Below are 20,715 nucleotides of genomic sequence, written 5' to 3' on the forward strand. Positions count from 1 at the left end.
TTTTGGCGACAGCAGGCCTGCTCTGGCTGGCTGTCTATGGGCTGGCCCAGGGTTGCGCGCGGCTGCAACAGCAAGCGCAAGGGGGGCGGTCATGACCAGCGGCTGGATGATTCTGGCGGCCGTGCTGGCTGCTGCCCTGTTGGTGTACCTGGTCGCTGTGCTGCTGCGGCCGGAGGACTTTTCATGAGCACCGGTGCCTGGCTGCAATTGGCAGTGTTTATCGCACTGCTTCTGGCGCTGGCTTGGCCGCTGGCGCGTTACATCGACACCGTGATGGCGGGACGCTTTGCCCTGGGGCGGCGGCTGGAGGGGCCGCTGTTCAAACTGGCTGGCGTGCGGCCCGACGAAGAAACTGGCTGGCTGCGCTACGCGCTGGGCCTGCTGGTGTTCAACGGCCTGGGCGTGCTGGCCGTGTATGCGCTGCAACGCTGGCAGGCGGTGTTGCCCCTCAACCCGCAAGGCATGGCTGCCGTGTCGCCGGACTCGGCCTTCAACACGGCCATCAGCTTTGTCACCAACACCAACTGGCAAGGCTATGGTGGCGAGAGCACCATGAGCTACCTCACGCAGATGCTGGCGCTGACGGTGCAGAACTTTCTGTCTGCCGCCACAGGTCTTGTGGTGGTCATTGCACTGGTGCGTGGTTTTTCAAGGCACTCTGCACAATCCATCGGCAACGTATGGGCCGACCTGACCCGTGCCACGCTGTGGGTGCTGCTCCCTCTGTCGCTGGTGCTGGCCGTAGTGTTTGCAGGCCAGGGCGTGATCCAGAACCTGTCACCCTATACCGAGGCACAGACGCTGGAGCCCGTCCACTACGACGCCCCCAAGCTCGACAGCGCAGGCCATCCCGTGCTCGACGCACTAGGCGCCCCGGTCACCGAGCCCGCCACACAAACCACCCAGACGCTGGCCATGGGCCCCGTGGCCTCACAGCTAGCCATCAAGATGCTGGGCACCAACGGCGGTGGCTTCTTCAACGCCAACTCGGCCCACCCGTTCGAGAACCCATCGGCCGCCAGCAACCTGCTGCAGATGCTGGCGATCTTCCTCATCCCCGCCGCGCTGTGCCTGGTGTTTGGCCGCATGGTGGGCGATGAGCGCCAGGGCTGGACGATTCTGGCAACGATGAGCCTCCTATTCCTGGTCGCAGTGGTGGCAGCCACCACGTTTGAGCAGCAGGGCAACCCGCTTCTGGCCTCGCTGGGCGTGGACCAAGCCGCCAGCGCGCTGCAGCCGGGCGGCAACATGGAAGGCAAGGAAATGCGGTTTGGCATCGCCGCCTCGGCCCTGTTCGCAGTGATCACCACAGCCGCGAGCTGCGGCGCGGTGATTGCGATGCACGACAGCTTCACCCCCCTGGGCGGCATGGTGCCCATGGTGCTCATGCAGATGGGCGAGGTGGTATTTGGCGGCGTGGGCTCGGGCCTGTACGGCATGCTGGTGTTCGCCATCATGGCCGTGTTCATTGCCGGGCTGATGATTGGCCGCACGCCCGAATACCTGGGCAAGAAGATCGAGGCGCACGAGATGAAGCTTGTGTCCATCGCGATCCTCATCACCCCGCTGCTGGTGCTGCTGGGCACTGCCGTAGCGGTGATGAGCGAGGCGGGCCGCGCTGGCCTGGCCAACCCGGGCGCGCATGGGTTCAGCGAGGTGCTGTATGCGCTGTCTTCCGCCGCCAACAACAACGGCAGCGCCTTTGCAGGCCTGTCGGCCAACACCCCGTTCTACAACACGCTGCTGGCCGTGGCCATGTGGCTGGGGCGGTTTGGCGTGATCGTGCCCGTGCTGGCCATGGCCGGTGCCCTGGCCGCCAAGAAGCGCGCCACCGCCACCGACGGCACCCTGCCCACCCACGGCCCGCTGTTTGTGGCGCTGCTGGCTGGTGTGGTGCTGCTGGTGGGTTTGCTGAACTATGTACCCGCCCTGGCGCTGGGACCGGTGGTCGAGCATTTGATGCTCTGGCCACGTTAAGAAGATAGCTGGGAGATTGTGATGACTCGCAAAACATTGACCCTGTTCGACCCCGCCCTGGTGCGCCCCGCGCTGCTGGAGGCTTTCAAGAAGCTGGACCCGCGCGTGCAATGGCGCAACCCCGTGATGTTTGTGGTGTATGTGGGCAGCGCCTTCACCACTGCGCTGGCCGCCAGCAAACCTGAGAGCTTCACCGCTGCCGTGGCGCTGTGGCTGTGGTTCACCGTGCTGTTCGCCAACTTTGCCGAGGCCATGGCCGAGGGCCGCAGCAAGGCCCAGGCGGCTTCGCTGCGCGGCCTGAAAAAGCAGACCTGGGCGAAAAAGCTGGACGGCCAGTTTGACCGCAACACCCCACGCACCGCAATGACCTGGCTGCCCTTGGAGGCTGCCAACCTGCGCAAGGGCGATGTGGTGCTGGTGGAGGCGGGTGACACCATCCCTGCCGATGGCGAGGTGATCGATGGTGTGGCCTCAGTGGACGAGAGCGCCATCACCGGCGAATCCGCCCCGGTGATCCGCGAATCGGGCGGAGACTTCTCGGCCGTGACTGGCGGCACCCGCGTGCTGTCCGACTGGATCGTGGTGCGCGTGGCCGTGAACCCCGGCGAGACCTTCGTGGACCGCATGATCGCCATGGTGGAGAACGCCAAGCGCCACAAGACACCCAACGAGATCGCGCTGACCATTTTGCTGGTGGCGCTCACCATCGTGTTCCTGGGTGTGGTGGTCACGCTGCTGCCGTTCTCGCTGTTCAGCGTGCAGGCCAGCGGTGCGGGCGAGCCTGTGAGCCTGGTGGTGCTGGTGGCCCTGCTGGTGTGCCTGATCCCCACCACGATTGCGGGCCTGCTCAGCGCCATTGGCGTGGCGGGCATGAGCCGCATGATGCAGGCCAATGTGATCGCCACCTCAGGCCGCGCGGTGGAGGCTGCAGGCGACGTGGACGTGCTGCTGCTGGACAAGACCGGCACCATTACCCTGGGCAACCGCCAGGCCAGCCAGTTCATCTCGGCCCCAGGTGTCACGGATGCCGCCCTGGCCGACGCCGCCCAATTGGCATCGCTGGCCGACGAAACGCCCGAAGGCCGCAGCATCGTCGTACTGGCCAAGCAGAAGTTCAACCTGCGCGAGCGCGACATCGAGGCCATGGGCGCCCAGTTCGTGCACTTCACCGCCCAGACCCGCATGAGCGGGGTGGACCTGCCCGGCCCGCGCCTGCTGCGCAAAGGTGCAGCAGACGCCATCCGCAAGCATGTGGAGGGACTGGGCGGACGCTTTCCTACCGCCGTGCAGACGGCGGTGGACGACGTATCCCGCCGTGGCAGCACGCCCCTGGTGGTGGCCGATGGTGCCCACGTGCTGGGCGTGGTGGAGCTCAAAGACGTGGTCAAGGGCGGCATCAAGGAGCGCTTTGCCGAGCTGCGCCGCATGGGCATCAAGACCGTGATGGTGACCGGCGACAACCGCCTCACTGCCGCCGCGATTGCTGCCGAGGCCGGTGTGGACGACTTCCTGGCCGAGGCCACGCCCGAAGCGAAACTGCAGCTCATCCGCAGCTACCAAACGGCCGGGCAGCTGGTGGCCATGACGGGCGACGGCACCAACGACGCCCCCGCCCTCGCCCAGGCCGACGTGGCCGTCGCCATGAACACGGGCACACAAGCCGCCAAGGAGGCCGGAAACATGGTGGACCTGGACAGCAACCCCACCAAGCTCATCGAGATTGTGGAGACCGGCAAGCAGATGCTGATGACGCGCGGCTCGCTGACCACCTTCAGCATCGCCAACGACATCGCCAAGTACTTCGCCATCATCCCAGCGGCGTTTGTCACCACCTACCCGCAGCTGTCGGCGCTGAATTTCATGCACCTGGCCAGCCCTTCGTCGGCCATTCTGTCCGCCGTGGTGTTCAACGCGCTGATCATCATCTTCCTCATCCCACTGGCCCTGAAGGGCGTGGCCTACCGCGCCGTGGGTGCCGCCGCGCTGCTGCGCCGCAACCTCGCGATTTATGGGCTGGGGGGCATGGTGGTGCCGTTTATTGGCATCAAGCTGATTGACATGGTGTTGGCCGCCGCAGGTCTGACCTGAGCCGTGCCCCAACCAAAGACACCGCCCCCCAATCACTGACAAGGAAAATCGTATGCCTATCCGTATCCCCCGCGACGACGCGCCCGCCAGCCCAGGCGGCCTGCTTCGCCCTGCACTCACGCTGTTTATCGCGCTTTCCATCGTCACCGGCCTGCTCTACCCGCTGCTCGTCACCAGCGTGGCGCAGACCGCGTTCCCCCACCAGGCCAATGGCAGCCTGATCACCCAGGGTGGCAAGACTGTAGGCTCCGAGCTCATCGGCCAGTCGTACACCGAACCCGGCCACTTCTGGGGCCGCCCTTCAGCCACGGCGCCCATGCCCTACAACGCATCGGCATCGGGCGGCTCCAACCTGGGCCCCACCAACCCGGCGCTGACAGATGCCGTGAAGGCCCGCATCGAGGCCCTGCGTGCTGCGGACCCCGGCAACATCCGCCCCATGCCCGTGGACCTGGTCACCGCATCGGCCAGCGGGCTGGACCCGCAGATCAGCCCCGCCGCTGCCGACTACCAGGCAGCCCGCGTGGCAAAGGCCCGTGGCCTGCCGCTGGCGCAGGTGCAGGCCCTGGTGCAGCAGCACACCGAAAGCCCCTGGCTGGGTGTGCTGGGCGAGCCGCGTGTGAACGTGCTGGCTTTGAACCTCGCACTCGAATCGCTACCAAAACAATAGCTGCTTATGCTTGACGGACAAGCGCCAGAGGCCAATTTTATTCAAAATTGACGAGTACACTGTGCCCATGCAGGATCGCCCCGACCCCGACGCGCTGCTTCAGCGCATCCAGCAAGAGCAGGCCCAGCAGCAGCGCGGGCGGCTCAAGGTGTTCTTCGGCGCCTGCGCGGGCGTGGGCAAGACCTTCGCCATGCTGTCGGCGGCAAGGGCCGCACAAGCGCAGGGCCTGCCCGTCACCATCGGCGTGGTCGAGACGCACTGCCGGGCCGACACCGAGGCGCTGACCACGCACCTGCCGCGCCTGCCACTGCGCGCCCTGCCCTACAAAGACCGCATCCTGCCCGAGTTTGACCTGGACGCCGCCCTGGCCTGGGGGGCAGAGCACCCCGAGGGCCTGGTACTGCTCGATGAGCTGGCCCACAGCAACGTGCAAGGCTCGCGCCACCCCAAGCGCTGGCAAGACGCCGAAGAACTGCTGGCCGCAGGCATCGACGTGTGGTCCACCATGAACGTGCAGCACCTGGAGAGCCTGAACGACATCGTGAGCGGTATCACCGGCATCCGCGTGTGGGAGACGGTGCCCGACCAGTTCTTTGACGCGGCCGACGAAGTGGTGGTGGTAGACCTGCCGCCCGACGAGCTGCTCGAGCGACTGAAGGCCGGCAAGGTCTACCTGCCCCAGCAGGCCGAGCGCGCCGCCGCCAACTTCTTTCGCAAAGGCAACCTGCTGGCCCTGCGCGAGCTGGCCCTGCGCCGCACCGCCGACCGGGTGGACGATGAAATGCGCGCCTACCGCCGCGCCAGCACCACCACTGCCGAAGCCGTGTGGCCCAACCGCGAGGCCCTGCTGGCCTGCGTGGGCACGGGCGACAACGCCGAAAAGGTGGTGCGCAGCTGCGCCCGCCTGGCCGCGCAGCTCGACCTGCCCTGGCACGCCGTGCATGTCGAGACGCCCGAGCAGCAAGGCCGGTCGGCCACGCTGCATCCGCAGGTGGAACGCACCTTGAAACTTGCGCAACAGCTGGGGGCCGTGGCCTGCACGGTACTGCCTGCCGCCCAGCCTGCGCAGGCCCTGGTGCGCTATGCGCGCGAGCACAACCTGGTGCGCGTGGTCATGGGCCGCAGCGCACGCCGCTGGCCCTGGCAGACCACGCTGGCCGACCAGGTGGGGCATCTGGCCAGCGACCTCGACCTGCTGCAGGTGGGCACGCTGCCCGCCCGCGCAGGCCTGGCGCGCCCCTCCACCTCCAATGCATCGCCTGAAACCACGAACAAGGGCACTGCCTTCTGGCCTGGCTACCTGGCGGCGGCCCTGGCCTGCTGCATTGCCGCCGTGGTGGCCACGCCGCTGGCGGATGTGCTGGAGCTGACCAACATCGTCATGCTGTTTTTGCTGGTGGTGGTGGGCGTGGCCTTGCGGTTTGGACGCGGCCCTGCCGTGATGGCCGCCATTCTGGGTGTGGCGTTCTTCGACCTTTTCTTTGTACCGCCGCGCTTCACGTTTGCGGTCAGTGACGCGCAGTACCTCGTCACCTTCGCCGTGATGCTGGTGGTGGCCCTGGTAGTGGGCCAGCTCACCGCCGGGCTCAAGGTGCAGGCAGAGTCCGCCACCGAGCGCGAACACCGCGTGCGCAGCCTGTACGACATGGCGCGCGACCTGTCTGCCGCGCTGCTGCCCGAGCAAGTGGCCGAAATCGGCGCGCGGTTCATGACCGGCGAGTTCAACGCAGGCAGCACTTTGGTGGTGGCTGACGACGACAACCGCCTTCAGATACTGCCCGGTGGCAGCGCGCCGGTGGACATGGCCGTGGCGCAATGGGCGTTTGAGCGCGGTGAGCCTGCTGGCCGGGGTACGGACACCTTGCACTCCAGCCCCACGCTGGTGCTGCCGCTCAAGGCGCCCATGCGCATCCGCGGCGTGCTGGTGGTGGCCATGCCCCAGGGCCAGGTGCCAGGGGTGGAACCGCGCCGCCTGCTGCAGACCTGCGCCTCGCTGCTGGCCATCTCGCTGGAGCGCATCCACTACATTGATGTGGCGCAAAAAAGCACGGTGCAGATCGAGTCCGAGCGGCTGCGCAACTCGCTGCTCTCTGCCATCTCGCACGACTTGCGCACGCCGCTGGCCTCACTGGTCGGCCTGGCCGAATCACTGGCCATGGTGCAGCCGCCCCTGCCCGCCCACCAGCAGGAGCTGACCGGCGCCATCCAGCAATCGGCCCAGCGCATGAGCGCGCTGGTCAACAACCTGCTGGACATGGCCCGCCTGGAGGCTGGGGCCGTGCAGCTCAACAAGGCCTGGCAGCCGCTGGAAGAAGTGGTGGGCAGTGCGCTGGCTGCCGGCGCCCCCGCCATGGGCGCCCACCGTGTGGTCGTGCACCTGCCCGACGACCTGCCACTGCTGCAGATCGACGCCGTGCTGATGGAGCGCGTGCTGGTCAATCTGCTGGAAAACGCCGCCAAGTACACGCCCGCCGGCACGGCCATCCACATCGGGGCGCAGGCCCAGAGCGATGCGGTGGCCCTGACCATCACCGACGAAGGCCCCGGCCTGCCCAAAGGCCGCGAGGAGCTGCTGTTTGAAAAGTTCGAGCGTGGGGCCCGCGAAAGCGCCACGCCCGGTGTGGGCCTGGGGCTGGCCATCTGCCGCGCCATCGTGCAGGCGCATGGCGGCAGCATCAGGGGCGAGACCATCCTCAACGCCCAGGGCCAACCTGCGGGCGCACGCTTCACGCTGCTGCTGCCACGCGGCACACCGCCCACCGATCTGGGCACCGATACCGATACCAACAGCGACGTTTGACGGCACGGCCCCGCAACCACCATGACCGACCTACCCACCCACATCCTCATCGTCGAAGACGAAGCCGACATCCGCCGCTTTGTGCGCCTGACGCTGGAGAGCGAAGGCCACACCGTGCACGAGGCCGCCACCCTGCAGCGCGGCCTGATCGAAGCTGGCACGCGCCGCCCCGACCTGGTGGTGCTGGACCTGGGCCTGCCCGATGGCGACGGCGTGGACCTGATCCGCGACCTGCGCACCTGGTCGGCCATGCCCATCATCGTGCTCTCGGCCCGCAGCGCCGAGGCCAGCAAGATCGCGGCGCTGGATGCGGGGGCCGACGACTACCTGGTCAAACCCTTTGGCTCGGGCGAACTGATGGCCCGCGTGCGCGCCCAGTTGCGGCGCAGCCAGCGGGCATCCAGCGCCGAGGCGCAACCCGTCATCCAGTTCGGCGACATCACCGTAGACCTGGCCCGCCGCACCGTGGTGCGCCGCACGGGAGAGGATGGCAGCGAGGCCCTGCACCTCACGCCCATCGAGTACAAGCTGCTCACGCACCTGGCGTCACAGCCCGACCGCGTCATCACCCACCAGCAGTTGCTCAAGGCCGTGTGGGGGCCGGGCCATGCCGAAGACACGCACTACGTGCGCGTGCACATGGCCAACCTGCGCAAGAAGGTGGAACTCAATGCCTCCATGCCCCAGCATTTGCGGACCGAGGCGGGCATCGGGTACCGTTTCGTGCCTTGAGCATTCATACCCATTTGCTTTCAAAAATATGAAACCGTAGTTGTCCGTTGCGTTGTGCACCGCCCGCGATGCATGAAACTGGCGCAGCCCAAACCCAGTGCCGCCGCGCTGGGGGCGTACCCCTCACAGATGGCGAAGCAACGTGAGAGAGGGGGAAGGCGCGAAGCGACACAGGGGGTGTTTCACTTCAGGCGCAGCGCAAGGCCCGCTCCCCCGCCACCCGCAAGCGCTCCTTCAACGAAAAGGGTGCAAGCACTTCGAACTCCACATCGAGCGCCATCAGCCAGTACACCAGCGAATCGTTGGCGCCGCATTCCAGCTGGCACCGCTGCCCCTCATCGAGCGCCGACACCACACCTGCCGACTGCGGAATGCGTCTGGCCATCTCTTGATACGGTGCATGCAACACAATGCGCGCCTGTTCGGCATGGGGCGCCACTGCAATCGAACGTGAAACGTATGCCTTCAGATCCCCGCCATCGGGCGACACCCGGGGCGCGAAATGGGCACCCACCGTGGGAGCCCCCACGATGCGGTCGATACGGAAGGTGCGCCAGTCCTCCCGCACCCGGTCCCACGCCACCAAGTACCAGCGGTGGCCGGTATGGGCCAGGCCCTGGGGCTCCACGCTGCGTTCGGCGCTGCGGCCCTTGCTGTCGCCGTAGGTGAACGCCAGGCGCAACTGGTCACGGCAGGCCGACGCCAGTGTGGCCAGCAGCGAGGCATCCACCACCGGCCCGACACGGTCCATGGGCAGGATGGTGGAGCGCAGTGCATCCACCTGCTGCCGCAGGCGGGCGGGCATGGCCTGCTCCAGCTTGACCAGGGCCCGAAGTGCGGGCTCTTCAATGCCGCCGACCGCGCCGGCCGTGGCAGTGCGCAGGGCAATCGACACGGCCAGCGCTTCGTCGTCGTCCAGCAGCAAGGGCGGCAGCGCCTGACCGGCCCGGAAGGCATAGCCACCCGCCACGCCGCTACTGGCATGCACGGGGTAGCCCAGCTGGCGCAGGCGATCGATGTCGCGCCGCAAGGTGCGCGGGTGCACTTCCAGGCGCTCGGCCAGTTCCGGCCCCATCCAGTGGTTGCGCGTCTGCAGCAAGGAGAGCAGACGCAGCAGGCGGGTTGATGAAGTGAGCATGGCGCGACTTTACTTTCTATTGCGGACTGAAATTGTCCGCAATGGCTTTTACGGTGGCACCACCTTTTCTTCCACAACCACCCAAGGAGCTTTCCATGTCCATCGTTCTCTATTGGCATCCCATGTCCAGCGCCACCCCCATCGCCTGCGCCCTCACCGAGCTGGCCGTGCCCCACGAACGCGTGAAGATCGACATCCGCACCGGCGAGCAGCGCCGCCCGGAGTACCTGGCCCTGAACCCCAACGGCAAGGTGCCCACCTTGACCGTGGACGGCGCCCCCATGTTCGAGGCCCTGGCCATCCACCTCTGGCTGGGCCATCGCTTTGGCATTGAGCGCGGACTGTGGCCCGCTGCGGGCACGCCCGAGGCGCTGCAGGCCCTGTCGTGGTGCACCTGGGCGTATGTGACCTATGGTGCGCTCGTGGGACGCCTGCATGTGGCAACCCAAGGCGAAGAGGTTTGGCGCAACGCCGCCCAAGCAGAAGCCCTCCTGCGTCAACTGAGCGAGTTGCTGGCGGTGCTGGACGCGCGGCTGGCTGCGCAGCCCTGGATGCTGGGTGCCGACTATTCGCTGGTGGATTTAGTAGTGGGCTCGGTGCTGGGCTACAGCCTGTACCTGGGCGCCCCCGTCAACGCGCACCCGCATGTACAGACCTGGCTGGCGCGGGTGCAGGCACGCCCGGCGATGCAGATCGACGCTTGAAGACGGCGCGCAGAACGATGGGCGCTACAGCAGCACGATGTCGTACTGCTCCTGCCCCATCGCGCTCTCGGATTGCAGCGAGATCGGCTTCTTGATGAAGTCCGAGAGACCAGCCAGGTGCTGGCTTTCCTCGTCCAGGAACAGCTCCACCACGCGGGGCGACGCCACCACGCGGAATTCGCGCGGGTTGAACTGGCGGGCTTCGCGCAGGATCTCGCGCAGGATGTCGTAGCACACGCTGCGCGCGGTCTTCACGCTGCCCTTGCCCTGGCAGGCCTCGCAGGGCTCGCACAGCATATGGGCGAGGGATTCGCGCGTGCGCTTGCGCGTCATCTCCACCAAACCCAGCTGCGAGAAGCCACCCGCCATGGTCTTCACGCGGTCGCGGGCGAGCTGTTTTTTGAACTCCGCCAGCACGGCCTGCTGGTGGTCGTCGCGCACCATGTCGATGAAGTCCACGATGATGATGCCGCCCAGGTTGCGCAGGCGCAGCTGGCGGGCAATGGCCTGGGCGGCCTCCAGGTTGGTCTTGAAGATGGTGTCGTCGAAGTTGCGTGCCCCCACGTAGCCACCGGTGTTCACATCGATGGTGGTGAGCGCCTCGGTCTGGTCCACGATGAGATAGCCGCCAGACTTCAAATCGACGCGGCGCCCCAGGGCTTTGGCCACCTCTTCGTCGATGGAGTACAGGTCAAAAATCGGGCGTTCACCCTTGTAGTGCTGTAGCTTGCCGGCAGCCGCTGGCATGAATTCCTGCCCAAACGCACGCAGGCGTTGGAACTGCTCCATCGAGTCGAGCCGGATGGTCTGCGTGTGGTCACCCACCAGATCGCGCAGCACGCGCTGCAGCAGGTCCAAATCCTGATGGAGCAGCGACATGGCAGGCAGCTTGAGCGATGCCTCCTTGATGCGCGCCCAGGTCTTGCGCAGGTAGGCAATGTCTTCGGCCAGCTCCGCATCGGTCGAATCCTCGCCGTTGGTGCGCAGGATGAAGCCGCCGCCACCACCCGTGGATTTATCGCCCACCAGCGCCTGCAGCCGCGCGCGCAGCGCATCGCGCTCGGCCGGCGGAATCTTCTGCGACACGCCCACATGGTCGTCCTGCGGCAGAAACACCAGCAGGCGCCCGGCCACGCTGATCTGCGTGGACAGTCGTGCGCCTTTGGTGCCAATCGGGTCCTTGATGACCTGCACCATCAGCGCCTGCCCCTCGAACACCTGCTTTTCAATCGGCACCTGCGGCTCGTTCTTGCGGGCGAATGCGGGCGGCTCGCCATCAGGCTGGCGCTGCCACACATCGGCCACATGCAAGAAGGCCGCACGCTCCAGGCCGATGTCGATGAAGGCGGACTGCATGCCCGGCAGCACGCGCGACACCTTGCCCAGGTAGACATTGCCCACCAGGCCGCGCTCCAGCGTGCGCTCGATGTGCAGCTCCTGCACGGCGCCGTGCTCCACCACGGCCACGCGGGTTTCCTGGGGCGACCAGTTGATCAGGATGTCTTGTTGCATGGCGTTGTTGTCTGTTGTTGCTGTCGCCTAGATGGCGAAACCTGCCGCGCGCAGCAGCTGTGCCGTCTCGTACATCGGCAGCCCCATGATGCCCGAATAGCTGCCAGCCAGGTGCTCCACATATGCAGCAGCCCGGCCCTGGATACCGTAAGCCCCGGCCTTGCCCAGTGGCTCACCCGTGGCCACGTAGGCCTCAATCTGCGCGGTGGTCATGGCTGCAAAGGTCACTCGGGATATGGACAGCGCGCTCAGGCGCTTGGGGCCCACCTGCAGCGCCACCGCGGTGAGCACGCGGTGCTCGTGGCCCGCCAGCTCGGCCAGCATGCGTGCGGCATGGGGCGCGTCGTCGGGCTTGCCGTAGATGGTGCGGCCCAGCGCCACGGTGGTGTCAGAGCACAGGATGGGCGCATCGGGCAAACCACGGCGGGCACGCCGGGCCACAGCCGCGTCGAGCTTGAGGCCCGTCACGCGCTCCACATAGGCCGTAGGCGCTTCGCCGGGCAGCACCACCTCGATGGCTTCGGCGTCCTCGGACTCGTCACCCTCCACATTGGGCAGCAGCAGTTCGTGGCGTACGCCCAGTTGTTCGAGCAGTTGGCGCCGACGGGGGCTTTGGGAGGCAAGGTAGATGAAGTCAGGCATGAACAGATTTTGATTAAAAATCGGCTCTAGCGCTTACCCATCAAGCGCTAGCAGCTATAAAAAATATAGTATTCCACCCACACCCCGATCCAGGCCTCATTCTCGGTGGTAGGGGTGCCCGGCATTCACCGACCAGGCGCGGTACAGCTGCTCGATGAGCAGCACCCGCACCATGGCGTGTGGCAAGGTCAGGTCAGACAGGCGAATGCGCTCGTGCGCGCCCTGGCGAAAGGCCGGGTCCAGCCCGTCGGGGCCGCCGATGACCAGGGCCACATCGTCACCGCCCAATTGCCAGCCCCGCAGGCGCTCGGCCAGGGCCTTGGTGGTGAGATTGGTGCCGCGCTCGTCCAGCGCCACCACGCGGGTACCCCGGGGGATCGCAGCTTCAATCCGCTCGCGCTCGGCGGCGTACAGCGTCTCCAGCGTTTTGGAGCCGCGCGGTTCGGTCTTGACGGCCTTGAGTTCGACCTTCAGCTCCGGCGGAAACCGCTTGGCGTAGTCGTCGTATGCCGTCTGCGCCCAGTCGGGCACGCGCTGGCCCACGGCCACGATCAGCAGCTTCATGGCAACTCAGGCGCGGTGCGCGGGTACGGGGGGGACGTCGATGGGCCGAGGCTGCAATCACTTGCGGCCCGGAGCCCTCTTGGCGGCGGGCTTGGCGGCTGCTCCGCCGCGTGCGGGTGCAGGCTTGGCACCGGTCTTTGCGGTGGCAGCGGCTTTACTGCGGGAGGCCGATGGCTTGACGACCACAGTCTTGATCGGTGCCTTGGTGGCTGCGGGCTTCTTGGCGGCAGTGGCTGGCTTTGCGGGCGCCTTGGCCGGTGCGGCCTTGGCACTGCTGCTTTTTGCGGGGGTCTTGGCTGGGGCCTTGGTGATGGCTTTGGCAGGTGCTTTTGCGGTTGTCTTCGCTGCAGGTTTGGCAGCGGACTTGGCAGCTGTTTTGGCCACAGCCTTGACCGTAGCCTTGCCCGACCGGGCCGGCACGGCTGGTGCGGCTGCCTTTTTGGCGGTCGCCTTGCCTGCAGCCTTGGCGTCGGACTTGGCAGCCTTCTGGGCCGACTTCTTTTCGGCCAAGTCGGTGGCAGCGCTGGAAACAGGCTTGGCGGCGCCCAGCTTCAGGCGCACGGGCGTATCGCCCCACAGCTCTTCCAAGCGGTAGTACTGGCGGATGGCGGGCTGCATGATGTGCGCCACGGCGGCGCCGCAGTCCACGATGATCCATTCGCCGTTGTCTTCGCCTTCGATGCGCGGCTTGGTAAAGCCCGCTTCTTTCACCGCGTCGCGTACGCTGGCGGCCAGGGCCTTGGTCTGGCGGTTGGAGGTGCCCGATGCCACGATCACCCGTTCAAACAGCGGCGAGAGATGCTCGGTGTTGAAGACCTGGATGTCTTGCGCCTTGACGTCCTCCAGTCCATCAACGATGGCGCGCTGGAGTTTGGTAACGTCTTTTTTGGCGGCGGTTTCCGATTTGGTGGAGGTGGTCATCAGGCGGTGATTAGAGAGGAAATGGAATCAATATAGCGTGCAACGCAGCGCGCAACCAGTGGGGCTGCGCCTTGGGTGTTGCACAGCTGTTGCGCGTTGGCGCTGCGTCCGTTTGAGGTGTTTTTGGCCTCTTGCGCTGGTGTGAAAAGCGCGGGCAGCTATTGAAATTATAGCTTTTGCGCTTTTCAAGGCTTTCAAACCGCTGCAGCAGACTCGCCACCGAGCCAGTCGCGCCGCAGCAGAAAGCGCTGCGTGAGATCAGCTTCGGCGGAATCGGCCACATCCGAACGCTGGTACGACCACGCCACCAGCGGCGGCATGGACAGCAAAATGGACTCGGTGCGCCCACCCGACTGCAGGCCAAAATGCGTGCCCCGGTCCCAGACCAGGTTGAACTCGACATAACGGCCGCGGCGGTAGAGCTGGAAGCCCCGCTCGCGCTCGCCGTAGGGCGTGCCCTGGCGCTTTTCCACGATAGGCAGGTAGGCCTTCAAAAAGGCGTCGCCCACCGACTGCGTCATCGCCAGGCTTTGCTCAAAGCCCAGCTCGGAGAAGTCGTCATAGAACACGCCACCCACGCCTCGCTGCTCGCTGCGGTGCTTGAGGTAGAAGTATTCGTCACACCACTGCTTGAAGCGCGGGTACTTGTCGTCACCAAAGGGTGCCAAGGCATCACGGCAGGTGCGGTGAAAGTGCACCGCATCTTCCTCAAAGCCGTAGTACGGCGTGAGGTCCATGCCACCGCCAAACCAGCAGGTCGGCGCTTGCCCAGGGTGACCAGCCGCGATCATGCGCACGTTCATGTGCACCGTCGGCACGTAGGGATTGCGCGGGTGGAACACCAGCGACACGCCCATGGCCTCGAACGGTGCGCCCGCCAACTCGGGCCGGTGCTGCGTGGCCGAGGGTGGCAGCTGGGGGCCGCGCACATGGCTGAAGCCGCAACCCGCGCGCTCGAACACTCGGCCGCCTTCCATGATCTTGGTGATGCCGTCGCCCTGCAACGGCTCACCGGGCGTCTTGCTCCAGGCGTCGGCCAAAAAACGTGCACCGCCCTCGCCTTCCACGGCTTCGAGCGCGTCGGTGATGCGCGCCTGCAGACCCACCAGATAGCCGCGCACCCTCGCCACTGTGTCGGCGGGGTTCAAGTTCTGAACGTCTGCCATCAGCTCTTGAGTGCTCTGAAGCCGATATCGCGGCGGTACTGCGCACCATCGAACTGGATGCCGCGCGCCACGTCATAGGCACGCTGCTGCGCCTGCTTGACGCTGTCGGCCAGCACCGTCACGCACAACACACGGCCACCGGTCACGCTGACCACGCCATCTTTCAGCTGCGTGCCCGCATGGAACACCACGGCATCGTCCGCCTCGGCTGGCAGGCCGGTGATGGGGTCACCCTTGCGCGGGTTCTCCGGGTAGCCATGGGCGGCCATGACCACGCCCAGTGCGGTGCGGCGGTCCCATTGCAGTTCCATCTGGTCGAGCTTGCCGTCAGCGGCAGCAGCCATCACGTCGCTGAAGTCGCTTTTCAGGCGCATGAGGATGGGTTGCGTCTCGGGGTCGCCCATGCGGCAGTTGAATTCGAGCGTCTTGGGCTGGCCCTTGGCGTCGATCATCAGGCCTGCATACAGAAAACCGGTGTAGGGAATGCCGTCCTTTTCCATGCCACGGATCGTGGGCAGGATGATCTCGCGCATGGCGCGGGCATGTACATCGGCCGTGACCACGGGAGCGGGCGAATACGCACCCATGCCGCCGGTGTTGGGGCCTTCGTCGCCGTCTTTGAGGCGCTTGTGGTCCTGGCTGGTGGCCAGGGCCAGCACGTTCTTGCCGTCGCACAGCACGATGAAGGAAGCTTCCTCGCCTTCAAGGAATTCCTCGATCACCACACGCGCGCCACCTTCGTTGTGGGTCACGCCGTATTTGTTGTCCACCAGCATGAAGTCCACAGCATCATGGGCCTCCTGCAGCGTCATGGCCACGACCACGCCCTTGCCTGCAGCCAGGCCGTCGGCCTTGATGACGATGGGCGCGCCCAGCCGGTCCACAAACGCGTGGGCCGCAGCGGGGTCGGTGAAGGTGTCGTAGTCGGCGGTGGGGATGCCATGGCGGCGCATGAAGGCTTTGGAAAAGGCCTTGGAGCTTTCGAGCTGGGCAGCAGCCTTGGTGGGGCCGAAGATGCGCAGGCCATTGGCACGGAACTCATCGACCACACCGGCCGCCAGTGGCGCCTCGGGGCCCACCACCGTCAGTGCGATCTTTTCGGCCTGCGCCCACACACGCAGTTCGCGCACGTCGGTGATGGCCACGTTCTCGAGCTTGGAATTCAGCGCGGTGCCGCCGTTGCCCGGCGCCACGTACACCTTGGTCACCTTGGGGGACTCGCTCAGTTTCCACGCCATCGCGTGTTCACGGCCGCCGCCACCAATCACAAGTACTTTCATAGGAACCTTTGGTGAACCCTGCTCGCAGCGCTGGGCTGCTTGGCGGGGTTCGGGGAAATATCAGTCGGAAAACAAGTCAGCGCAAGAAAAAAGCGGCGGTCCACAGGCGCAATGTCACAGGGCAGCGTTGTGGTAGACCTCCTGGGTATCGTCCAGGTCCTCCAGCACATCCAGCAGCCGCTGCATGCGCGCCGCGTCGTCGCCCGTCAGTTCGATGGTGTTTTCAGGCCGCATGGTCACGCCCGCCACTTCAGGCGTCAGGCCTGCGGCTTCCAGGGCATTCTTCACGGCTTCAAAGTCGGCCGGGGCGGTCAGCACCTCCACTGCGCCGTCGTCGTCGGTCACCACGTCTTCGGCCCCCGCCTCCAGCGCCACTTCCATAACCTTGTCTTCGCTGGTGCCGGGGGCAAAAATCAGCTGGCCGCAGTGCTTGAACTGGAAGACCACCGAGCCCTCGGTGCCCATGTTGCCACCGTGTTTGCTGAACGCGTGTCGTACTTCGGCCACGGTGCGCACCCGGTTGTCGGTCATCGTGTCGATCATGATCGCTGCGCCACCAATGCCATAGCCCTCGTAGCGGATTTCCTCGTAGGTCAATCCCTCGGCGTTGCCCGTGGCCTTGTCGATGTTGTACTTGATGCGGTCGGCGGGCATGTTGGCCGCCTTGGCCTTGTCCACCGCCAGGCGCAGGCGGGGGTTGGCAGACAGGTCGCCGCCGCCCGAGCGGGCAGCCACAGTGATTTCACGAATGATGCGGGTCCAGATCTTGCCGCGTTTTTCATCCTGCCGCCCTTTGCGGTGCTGGATATTCGCCCATTTGCTGTGTCCTGCCACGAGAAGTCCTTTTGTATTGATTTAATCTACTGACCGCGATTTTACTTTTGACTCCACCCGGAACCTCCGCCATGGCCGAACCCCTCCTGATTGCCAAGCACGACACCATCGAATGCCACCTGCTGCCCGGCCTGGCCAACCGCCACGGGCTCATCACCGGCGCCACCGGCACCGGCAAGACCGTGACCCTGCAGACCCTGGCCGAAAACTTCTCGCGCATCGGTGTGCCGGTATTCATGGCCGATGTGAAGGGCGACCTCACGGGCGCGAGCCAGCCGGGCAAGATTGGCGACAAGCTGGCCGCCGTGCTCAAGGAGCGGGGCCTTCCCCTGCCCGCCCCCCTGGCCTGCCCCACCACGCTGTGGGACGTATTTGGCGAACAGGGCCACCCTGTGCGCGCCACGGTGTCGGACATGGGCCCGCTGCTGCTGGGCCGCATGCTCAACCTGAATGAAACCCAGCTGGGCGTGCTCAACCTGGTGTTCAAGATCGCCGACGACAACGGCATGCTGCTGCTGGATCTCAAAGACCTGCGCGCCATGCTGCAGTACGTGGGTGACAACGCCAAGGAGTTCACGACCGAATACGGCAACGTCAGCGCAGCCAGCGTGGGCGCCATCCAGCGCGGGCTGCTGCAGATTGAGCAGCAGGGCGGCACGCAGTTCTTTGGCGAGCCCATGCTCAACATCCAGGACTTCATGCAGACGGTGGACGGCCACGGCGTGGTCAACATCCTGGCGGCCGACAAGCTCATGAACTCGCCGCGTCTGTACGCCACCTTCCTGCTCTGGATGCTGTCTGAGCTGTTCGAGCAACTGCCCGAGATCGGCGACCCCGAACAGCCCAAACTGGTGTTCTTCTTCGACGAGGCCCACCTGCTGTTCAACGAGGCGCCGAAAGTGCTCATCGAGCGCATCGAACTCGTGGTGCGGCTGGTGCGCTCCAAGGGCGTGGGCGTGTATTTCGTCACGCAGAACCCTCTGGACATCCCCGACAGCGTGCTGGCCCAGCTGGGCAACCGCGTGCAGCACGCGCTGCGCGCCTTCACCCCGCGTGACCAGAAGGCCGTGAAGGCCACGGCCACCACCATGCGGCAAAAGCCGGGCCTCGATATCGAGACCGCCATCACGGAATTGGCCGTGGGCGAGGCGCTGGTGAGCTTCCTGGATGCCAAGGGCCGACCGAGCATCACCGAGCGCGTGTTCGTGCTGCCGCCCGGCAGCCAGCTCGGACCCATCACAGCGCAGCAGCGCCAGGTGCTGGTGGCCAACTCGCTGGTGGCGGGCGTGTACGAAAAGGTGGTGGACCGCGAGTCCGCCTACGAAAAACTCAAGGGCCGCGCCGCCGAAGCCAGTGCGCAGGCACCTGCCAATGGCAAAGGTGCACCCGCCAACACGGAAGACAGCGGCGGCGGCCTGATGGGCGGGCTCAATGACGTGCTGTTTGGCAGCACCGGTCCGCGCGGCGGCAAACGCGACGGCTTGGCCCAGACCATGGCCAAGTCGGCGGTGCGCACCATGGGCACCACCATCGGCAAGGAAATCCTGCGCGGGGTGCTGGGTAGCATCTTCGGCGGCAGCAAGCGGCGTTGAACGCAAGGGGGGCACAGATTCCGCCCCCCCTGCTCAGCGCCTCCAAGCGCGGCCCCATCACGGCAGCTTCGGCATGCGATGGTGCTGGGGGTAGCCCCCGCGTGACCATCTGGCGACACCACCCAAAGTGTCATCAATCAGTCACCAAACAGCCGTGAAATCGCCACACAACAACAAAAAAGGAGGGACGATGAAGCGCATCGAAAACGTTCTGCTGTGGTGGGGAAGCAAGGTCGTGCTGCTGGCGATTGCCGTGTGGGTGGCCGCCATCGTCGGGATCTTCGCGGGCGCCTGGCGCCTGCGGTGGCCCTGGATTCTGTATTTTTTGGCCACAGTCATCATCACCGCCCTGGTGATCCAGTGGACCAACGCGGTCCGCCAGCGCTATATCCGCGAGGCCCCCCTGCCCCGCTTTCTGCAGCGCAAGCTGCGCGAAACCTACCCCCACCTGAGCACCCGCGACTGCGAGCTGGTCGAACGCGGCCTGCGCCAGTTCTTCATGGCCTGCCTGCGCGGCAACAAACAGTTTGTGGCCATGCCCTCCAAGGCGGTCGACGCGCTGTGGCATGAGTTCATCCTGCACACCCAGGCCTACAAAGCCTGGTGCCACAACGCCCTGGGCTTCTTTTTGCACCACACACCCGCCGAGGCGCTGGGTAAAAAGGCGCGCCACAACGATGGCCTGCGCCGCTGTTGGTACTGGGTATGCAAGGAGGAGTCCATCGACCCCAAGGCCCCCAGCCGCCTGCCCCTGCTGTTTGCGCTGGATGCCAAGTTCGCCATTGCCGGCGGCTTCTCCTACGTGCCCGACTGCTCCGACATCGCCCGCAAGAGCGACGCGGGTGGCAGTGGTGGAGACAGCTACTGCGGCACCAGCTTCTCGGACGGCAGCTACAGCGGCAGCTCGGGCGACTTTGGCGGCGCCGAAAGCTCGGATGGAGGTGGAAGCGACGGCGGAGGGGATGGCGGCGGCTGTGGTGGCGGGGGCGGCGATTGACAGACTGTGCCTATAGACGTCCGCCGCCCGTTCTGCCGAACGCGCGCAAAAGTACTCCTGTTTTCATAGCTGCCAGCGTTTATCAGATAAGCGCTGGCAGCCAAAATAGCTCAGAGTCACCCAGGCGACGACCCGACCTGCATTCACCGGTCTACAGTGGCACCCCATGAACACCCTCACCTGCTTTTCCCTCAGCATCACCGACCACGTGGCCCATCTGGTGCTGAACCGCCCCGAGGCCATGAACACCATGCACCCCACCTTCTGGCGCGAGCTGGACGAGGTGCTGGCCCAGCTCAACAAGGCGGGCGAAACGCGGGCGCTGGTCATCAGCAGCACCGGCAAACATTTCAGCGCAGGCATGGCGCTCGAAACCTTTGGCGGCGCCATCACCATGGACGACCAGAGCCCTGAAGGCCGCGCCGCCATCTTTGACCTGCTGACCGACATGCAGGCCACCTTCACCCGCATCGAAAGCCTGCGCATCCCCGTCATCATGGCCATCCACGGCGGCTGCATCGGGGGCGCGGTGGACATGGTGACGGCCGCCTGCATCCGCTACGCCACGCAGGATGCGTTCTTCTGTATCCAGGAGATCAACATCGGCATGGTGGCCGACGTGGGCACGCTGCAGCGCCTGCCCAAGCTGATCCCACTGGGTGTGGTGAAAGAGCTGGCCTACACCGGCCGCCGCCTGAGCGCAGCCAAGGCCCTGGGCTACGGCCTCGTCAACGAAGTGTTCGAGACCCAAGAAGCAATGCTTGCCGCCGCGCTGCAGTGCGCGCAAGAGATCGCCAGCAAGCCGCCCGTGGCCATCTGGGGCACCAAACAGGCCGTGAACTACGCCCGCGACCATTCGGTGGAAGACAGCCTGCGCCAGATGGGCTGGCTGCAAGGCGCCATCTGGAGCAACCAGCATGTGCGCGAGTCGGTCACGGCGATGAAGCAAAAGCGCGCGGGCGACTTCCCGGCACTGACGCCGCTGCAACGGTTCAGCGAGCTGGGCTGACCCGCCATCAACCATCAAAATCTATAGCTGCTCGCGCTTGCCACACAAGCGCGTAAGGCCATTTTGGATTGAAACCACGCGGCAACCCG

18 protein-coding genes are annotated in these 20,715 nt (G+C 65.7%); 10 read left to right on the plus strand and 8 right to left on the minus strand.

The window, feature by feature from the left end; all coding sequences use genetic code 11:
* The first annotated feature begins 91 nt into the window (after positions 1-91).
* The 6 genes from kdpF (at position 92) to ACODS0_RS03730 (ending at position 8,267) form a co-directional block, all read left to right on the plus strand.
* Positions 92-187 carry a K(+)-transporting ATPase subunit F gene (gene kdpF / locus ACODS0_RS03705; RefSeq protein WP_010458774.1) on the plus strand — a complete coding sequence of 32 codons (96 nt, stop codon included), beginning with the start codon at positions 92-94 and terminating at the stop codon, positions 185-187.
* Entirely contained in the window at positions 184-1,977 is a 1,794-nt protein-coding gene (gene kdpA / locus ACODS0_RS03710) for a potassium-transporting ATPase subunit KdpA (RefSeq protein WP_488832905.1), read from the plus strand. Before kdpF ends, kdpA begins: the two co-directional genes overlap by 4 nt.
* Before the next feature lie 21 nt (positions 1,978-1,998).
* On the plus strand, positions 1,999-4,065 hold the full coding sequence (gene kdpB / locus ACODS0_RS03715; protein WP_488832906.1) for a potassium-transporting ATPase subunit KdpB: 2,067 nt from the start codon (positions 1,999-2,001) through the stop codon (positions 4,063-4,065).
* A gap of 52 nt (positions 4,066-4,117) precedes the next feature.
* Positions 4,118-4,735, plus strand: coding sequence for a potassium-transporting ATPase subunit KdpC (gene kdpC, locus ACODS0_RS03720; RefSeq protein ID WP_488832907.1), 618 nt, complete (start codon positions 4,118-4,120; stop codon positions 4,733-4,735).
* A 67-nt stretch (positions 4,736-4,802) separates the two neighbouring features.
* Positions 4,803-7,535 carry a DUF4118 domain-containing protein gene (locus ACODS0_RS03725; protein ID WP_488832909.1) on the plus strand — a complete coding sequence of 911 codons (2,733 nt, stop codon included), beginning with the start codon at positions 4,803-4,805 and terminating at the stop codon, positions 7,533-7,535.
* 21 nt (positions 7,536-7,556) lie between these two features.
* Complete coding sequence (locus tag ACODS0_RS03730; protein ID WP_488832911.1) at positions 7,557-8,267, plus strand: response regulator; 711 nt, start codon at positions 7,557-7,559, stop codon at positions 8,265-8,267.
* 187 nt (positions 8,268-8,454) lie between these two features.
* Here ACODS0_RS03730 and ACODS0_RS03735 read toward each other — a convergent pair whose 3' ends face one another.
* Positions 8,455-9,405 carry a helix-turn-helix transcriptional regulator gene (locus ACODS0_RS03735; RefSeq protein ID WP_488832913.1) on the minus strand — a complete coding sequence of 317 codons (951 nt, stop codon included), beginning with the start codon at positions 9,403-9,405 and terminating at the stop codon, positions 8,455-8,457.
* A 95-nt stretch (positions 9,406-9,500) separates the two neighbouring features.
* Here ACODS0_RS03735 and ACODS0_RS03740 point away from each other — a divergent pair, with 95 nt between their 5' ends.
* Positions 9,501-10,109: a glutathione S-transferase family protein gene (locus ACODS0_RS03740; RefSeq protein WP_488832915.1), complete on the plus strand. Its 609-nt coding sequence runs from the start codon at positions 9,501-9,503 to the stop codon at positions 10,107-10,109.
* Between the two features lie 24 nt (positions 10,110-10,133).
* Here the strand turns inward: ACODS0_RS03740 and rng are convergent, their stop codons facing one another.
* The 7 genes from rng to ACODS0_RS03775 form a co-directional block, all read right to left on the minus strand.
* Positions 10,134-11,621: a ribonuclease G gene (rng, locus tag ACODS0_RS03745; RefSeq protein WP_121420308.1), complete on the minus strand. Its 1,488-nt coding sequence runs from the start codon at positions 11,619-11,621 to the stop codon at positions 10,134-10,136.
* Positions 11,622-11,648: 27 nt separating this feature from the next.
* Complete coding sequence (locus ACODS0_RS03750; protein ID WP_488832917.1) at positions 11,649-12,263, minus strand: Maf family protein; 615 nt, start codon at positions 12,261-12,263, stop codon at positions 11,649-11,651.
* Between the two features lie 96 nt (positions 12,264-12,359).
* Positions 12,360-12,827 (minus strand): 23S rRNA (pseudouridine(1915)-N(3))-methyltransferase RlmH, encoded by a 468-nt coding sequence (gene rlmH / locus ACODS0_RS03755; RefSeq protein WP_228895717.1) that lies wholly within the window; start codon positions 12,825-12,827, stop codon positions 12,360-12,362.
* Between the two features lie 57 nt (positions 12,828-12,884).
* Positions 12,885-13,748 (minus strand): ribosome silencing factor, encoded by an 864-nt coding sequence (rsfS, locus tag ACODS0_RS03760; RefSeq protein ID WP_488832918.1) that lies wholly within the window; start codon positions 13,746-13,748, stop codon positions 12,885-12,887.
* A 194-nt stretch (positions 13,749-13,942) separates the two neighbouring features.
* On the minus strand, positions 13,943-14,914 hold the full coding sequence (gene hemF, locus ACODS0_RS03765; RefSeq protein WP_488832920.1) for an oxygen-dependent coproporphyrinogen oxidase: 972 nt from the start codon (positions 14,912-14,914) through the stop codon (positions 13,943-13,945).
* Positions 14,914-16,194 (minus strand): phosphoribosylamine--glycine ligase, encoded by a 1,281-nt coding sequence (gene purD / locus ACODS0_RS03770; RefSeq protein ID WP_218299826.1) that lies wholly within the window; start codon positions 16,192-16,194, stop codon positions 14,914-14,916. Before purD ends, hemF begins: the two co-directional genes overlap by 1 nt.
* 114 nt (positions 16,195-16,308) lie before the next feature.
* Complete coding sequence (locus ACODS0_RS03775) at positions 16,309-17,028, minus strand: YebC/PmpR family DNA-binding transcriptional regulator (protein ID WP_010458745.1); 720 nt, start codon at positions 17,026-17,028, stop codon at positions 16,309-16,311.
* Positions 17,029-17,099: 71 nt separating this feature from the next.
* Here ACODS0_RS03775 and ACODS0_RS03780 point away from each other — a divergent pair, with 71 nt between their 5' ends.
* From ACODS0_RS03780 to ACODS0_RS03790, 3 genes are all read left to right on the plus strand, one after another.
* A complete protein-coding gene (locus ACODS0_RS03780; protein WP_121506211.1) occupies positions 17,100-18,620 on the plus strand; it encodes a helicase HerA-like C-terminal domain-containing protein in 1,521 nt (506 codons plus the stop codon).
* A gap of 190 nt (positions 18,621-18,810) precedes the next feature.
* Complete coding sequence (locus tag ACODS0_RS03785) at positions 18,811-19,617, plus strand: glycine-rich domain-containing protein (RefSeq protein ID WP_228895725.1); 807 nt, start codon at positions 18,811-18,813, stop codon at positions 19,615-19,617.
* Between the two features lie 166 nt (positions 19,618-19,783).
* On the plus strand, positions 19,784-20,626 hold the full coding sequence (locus ACODS0_RS03790) for an enoyl-CoA hydratase-related protein (protein WP_488832926.1): 843 nt from the start codon (positions 19,784-19,786) through the stop codon (positions 20,624-20,626).
* Positions 20,627-20,715: the final 89 nt, after the last annotated feature.

The sequence above is a fragment of the Acidovorax sp. FG60 genome, assembly GCF_057808995.1.

Coding starts and splice junctions, on each gene's coding strand:
- kdpF (WP_010458774.1), top strand. CDS start 92: ATGACCAGCGGCTGGATGATTCTGGCGGCCGTGCTGGCTGCTGCCCTG.
- kdpA (WP_488832905.1), top strand. CDS start 184: ATGAGCACCGGTGCCTGGCTGCAATTGGCAGTGTTTATCGCACTGCTT.
- kdpB (WP_488832906.1), top strand. CDS start 1,999: ATGACTCGCAAAACATTGACCCTGTTCGACCCCGCCCTGGTGCGCCCC.
- kdpC (WP_488832907.1), top strand. CDS start 4,118: ATGCCTATCCGTATCCCCCGCGACGACGCGCCCGCCAGCCCAGGCGGC.
- ACODS0_RS03725 (WP_488832909.1), top strand. CDS start 4,803: ATGCAGGATCGCCCCGACCCCGACGCGCTGCTTCAGCGCATCCAGCAA.
- ACODS0_RS03730 (WP_488832911.1), top strand. CDS start 7,557: ATGACCGACCTACCCACCCACATCCTCATCGTCGAAGACGAAGCCGAC.
- ACODS0_RS03735 (WP_488832913.1), bottom strand. CDS start 9,405: ATGCTCACTTCATCAACCCGCCTGCTGCGTCTGCTCTCCTTGCTGCAG.
- ACODS0_RS03740 (WP_488832915.1), top strand. CDS start 9,501: ATGTCCATCGTTCTCTATTGGCATCCCATGTCCAGCGCCACCCCCATC.
- rng (WP_121420308.1), bottom strand. CDS start 11,621: ATGCAACAAGACATCCTGATCAACTGGTCGCCCCAGGAAACCCGCGTG.
- ACODS0_RS03750 (WP_488832917.1), bottom strand. CDS start 12,263: ATGCCTGACTTCATCTACCTTGCCTCCCAAAGCCCCCGTCGGCGCCAA.
- rlmH (WP_228895717.1), bottom strand. CDS start 12,827: ATGAAGCTGCTGATCGTGGCCGTGGGCCAGCGCGTGCCCGACTGGGCG.
- rsfS (WP_488832918.1), bottom strand. CDS start 13,748: ATGACCACCTCCACCAAATCGGAAACCGCCGCCAAAAAAGACGTTACC.
- hemF (WP_488832920.1), bottom strand. CDS start 14,914: ATGGCAGACGTTCAGAACTTGAACCCCGCCGACACAGTGGCGAGGGTG.
- purD (WP_218299826.1), bottom strand. CDS start 16,194: ATGAAAGTACTTGTGATTGGTGGCGGCGGCCGTGAACACGCGATGGCG.
- ACODS0_RS03780 (WP_121506211.1), top strand. CDS start 17,100: ATGGCCGAACCCCTCCTGATTGCCAAGCACGACACCATCGAATGCCAC.
- ACODS0_RS03785 (WP_228895725.1), top strand. CDS start 18,811: ATGAAGCGCATCGAAAACGTTCTGCTGTGGTGGGGAAGCAAGGTCGTG.
- ACODS0_RS03790 (WP_488832926.1), top strand. CDS start 19,784: ATGAACACCCTCACCTGCTTTTCCCTCAGCATCACCGACCACGTGGCC.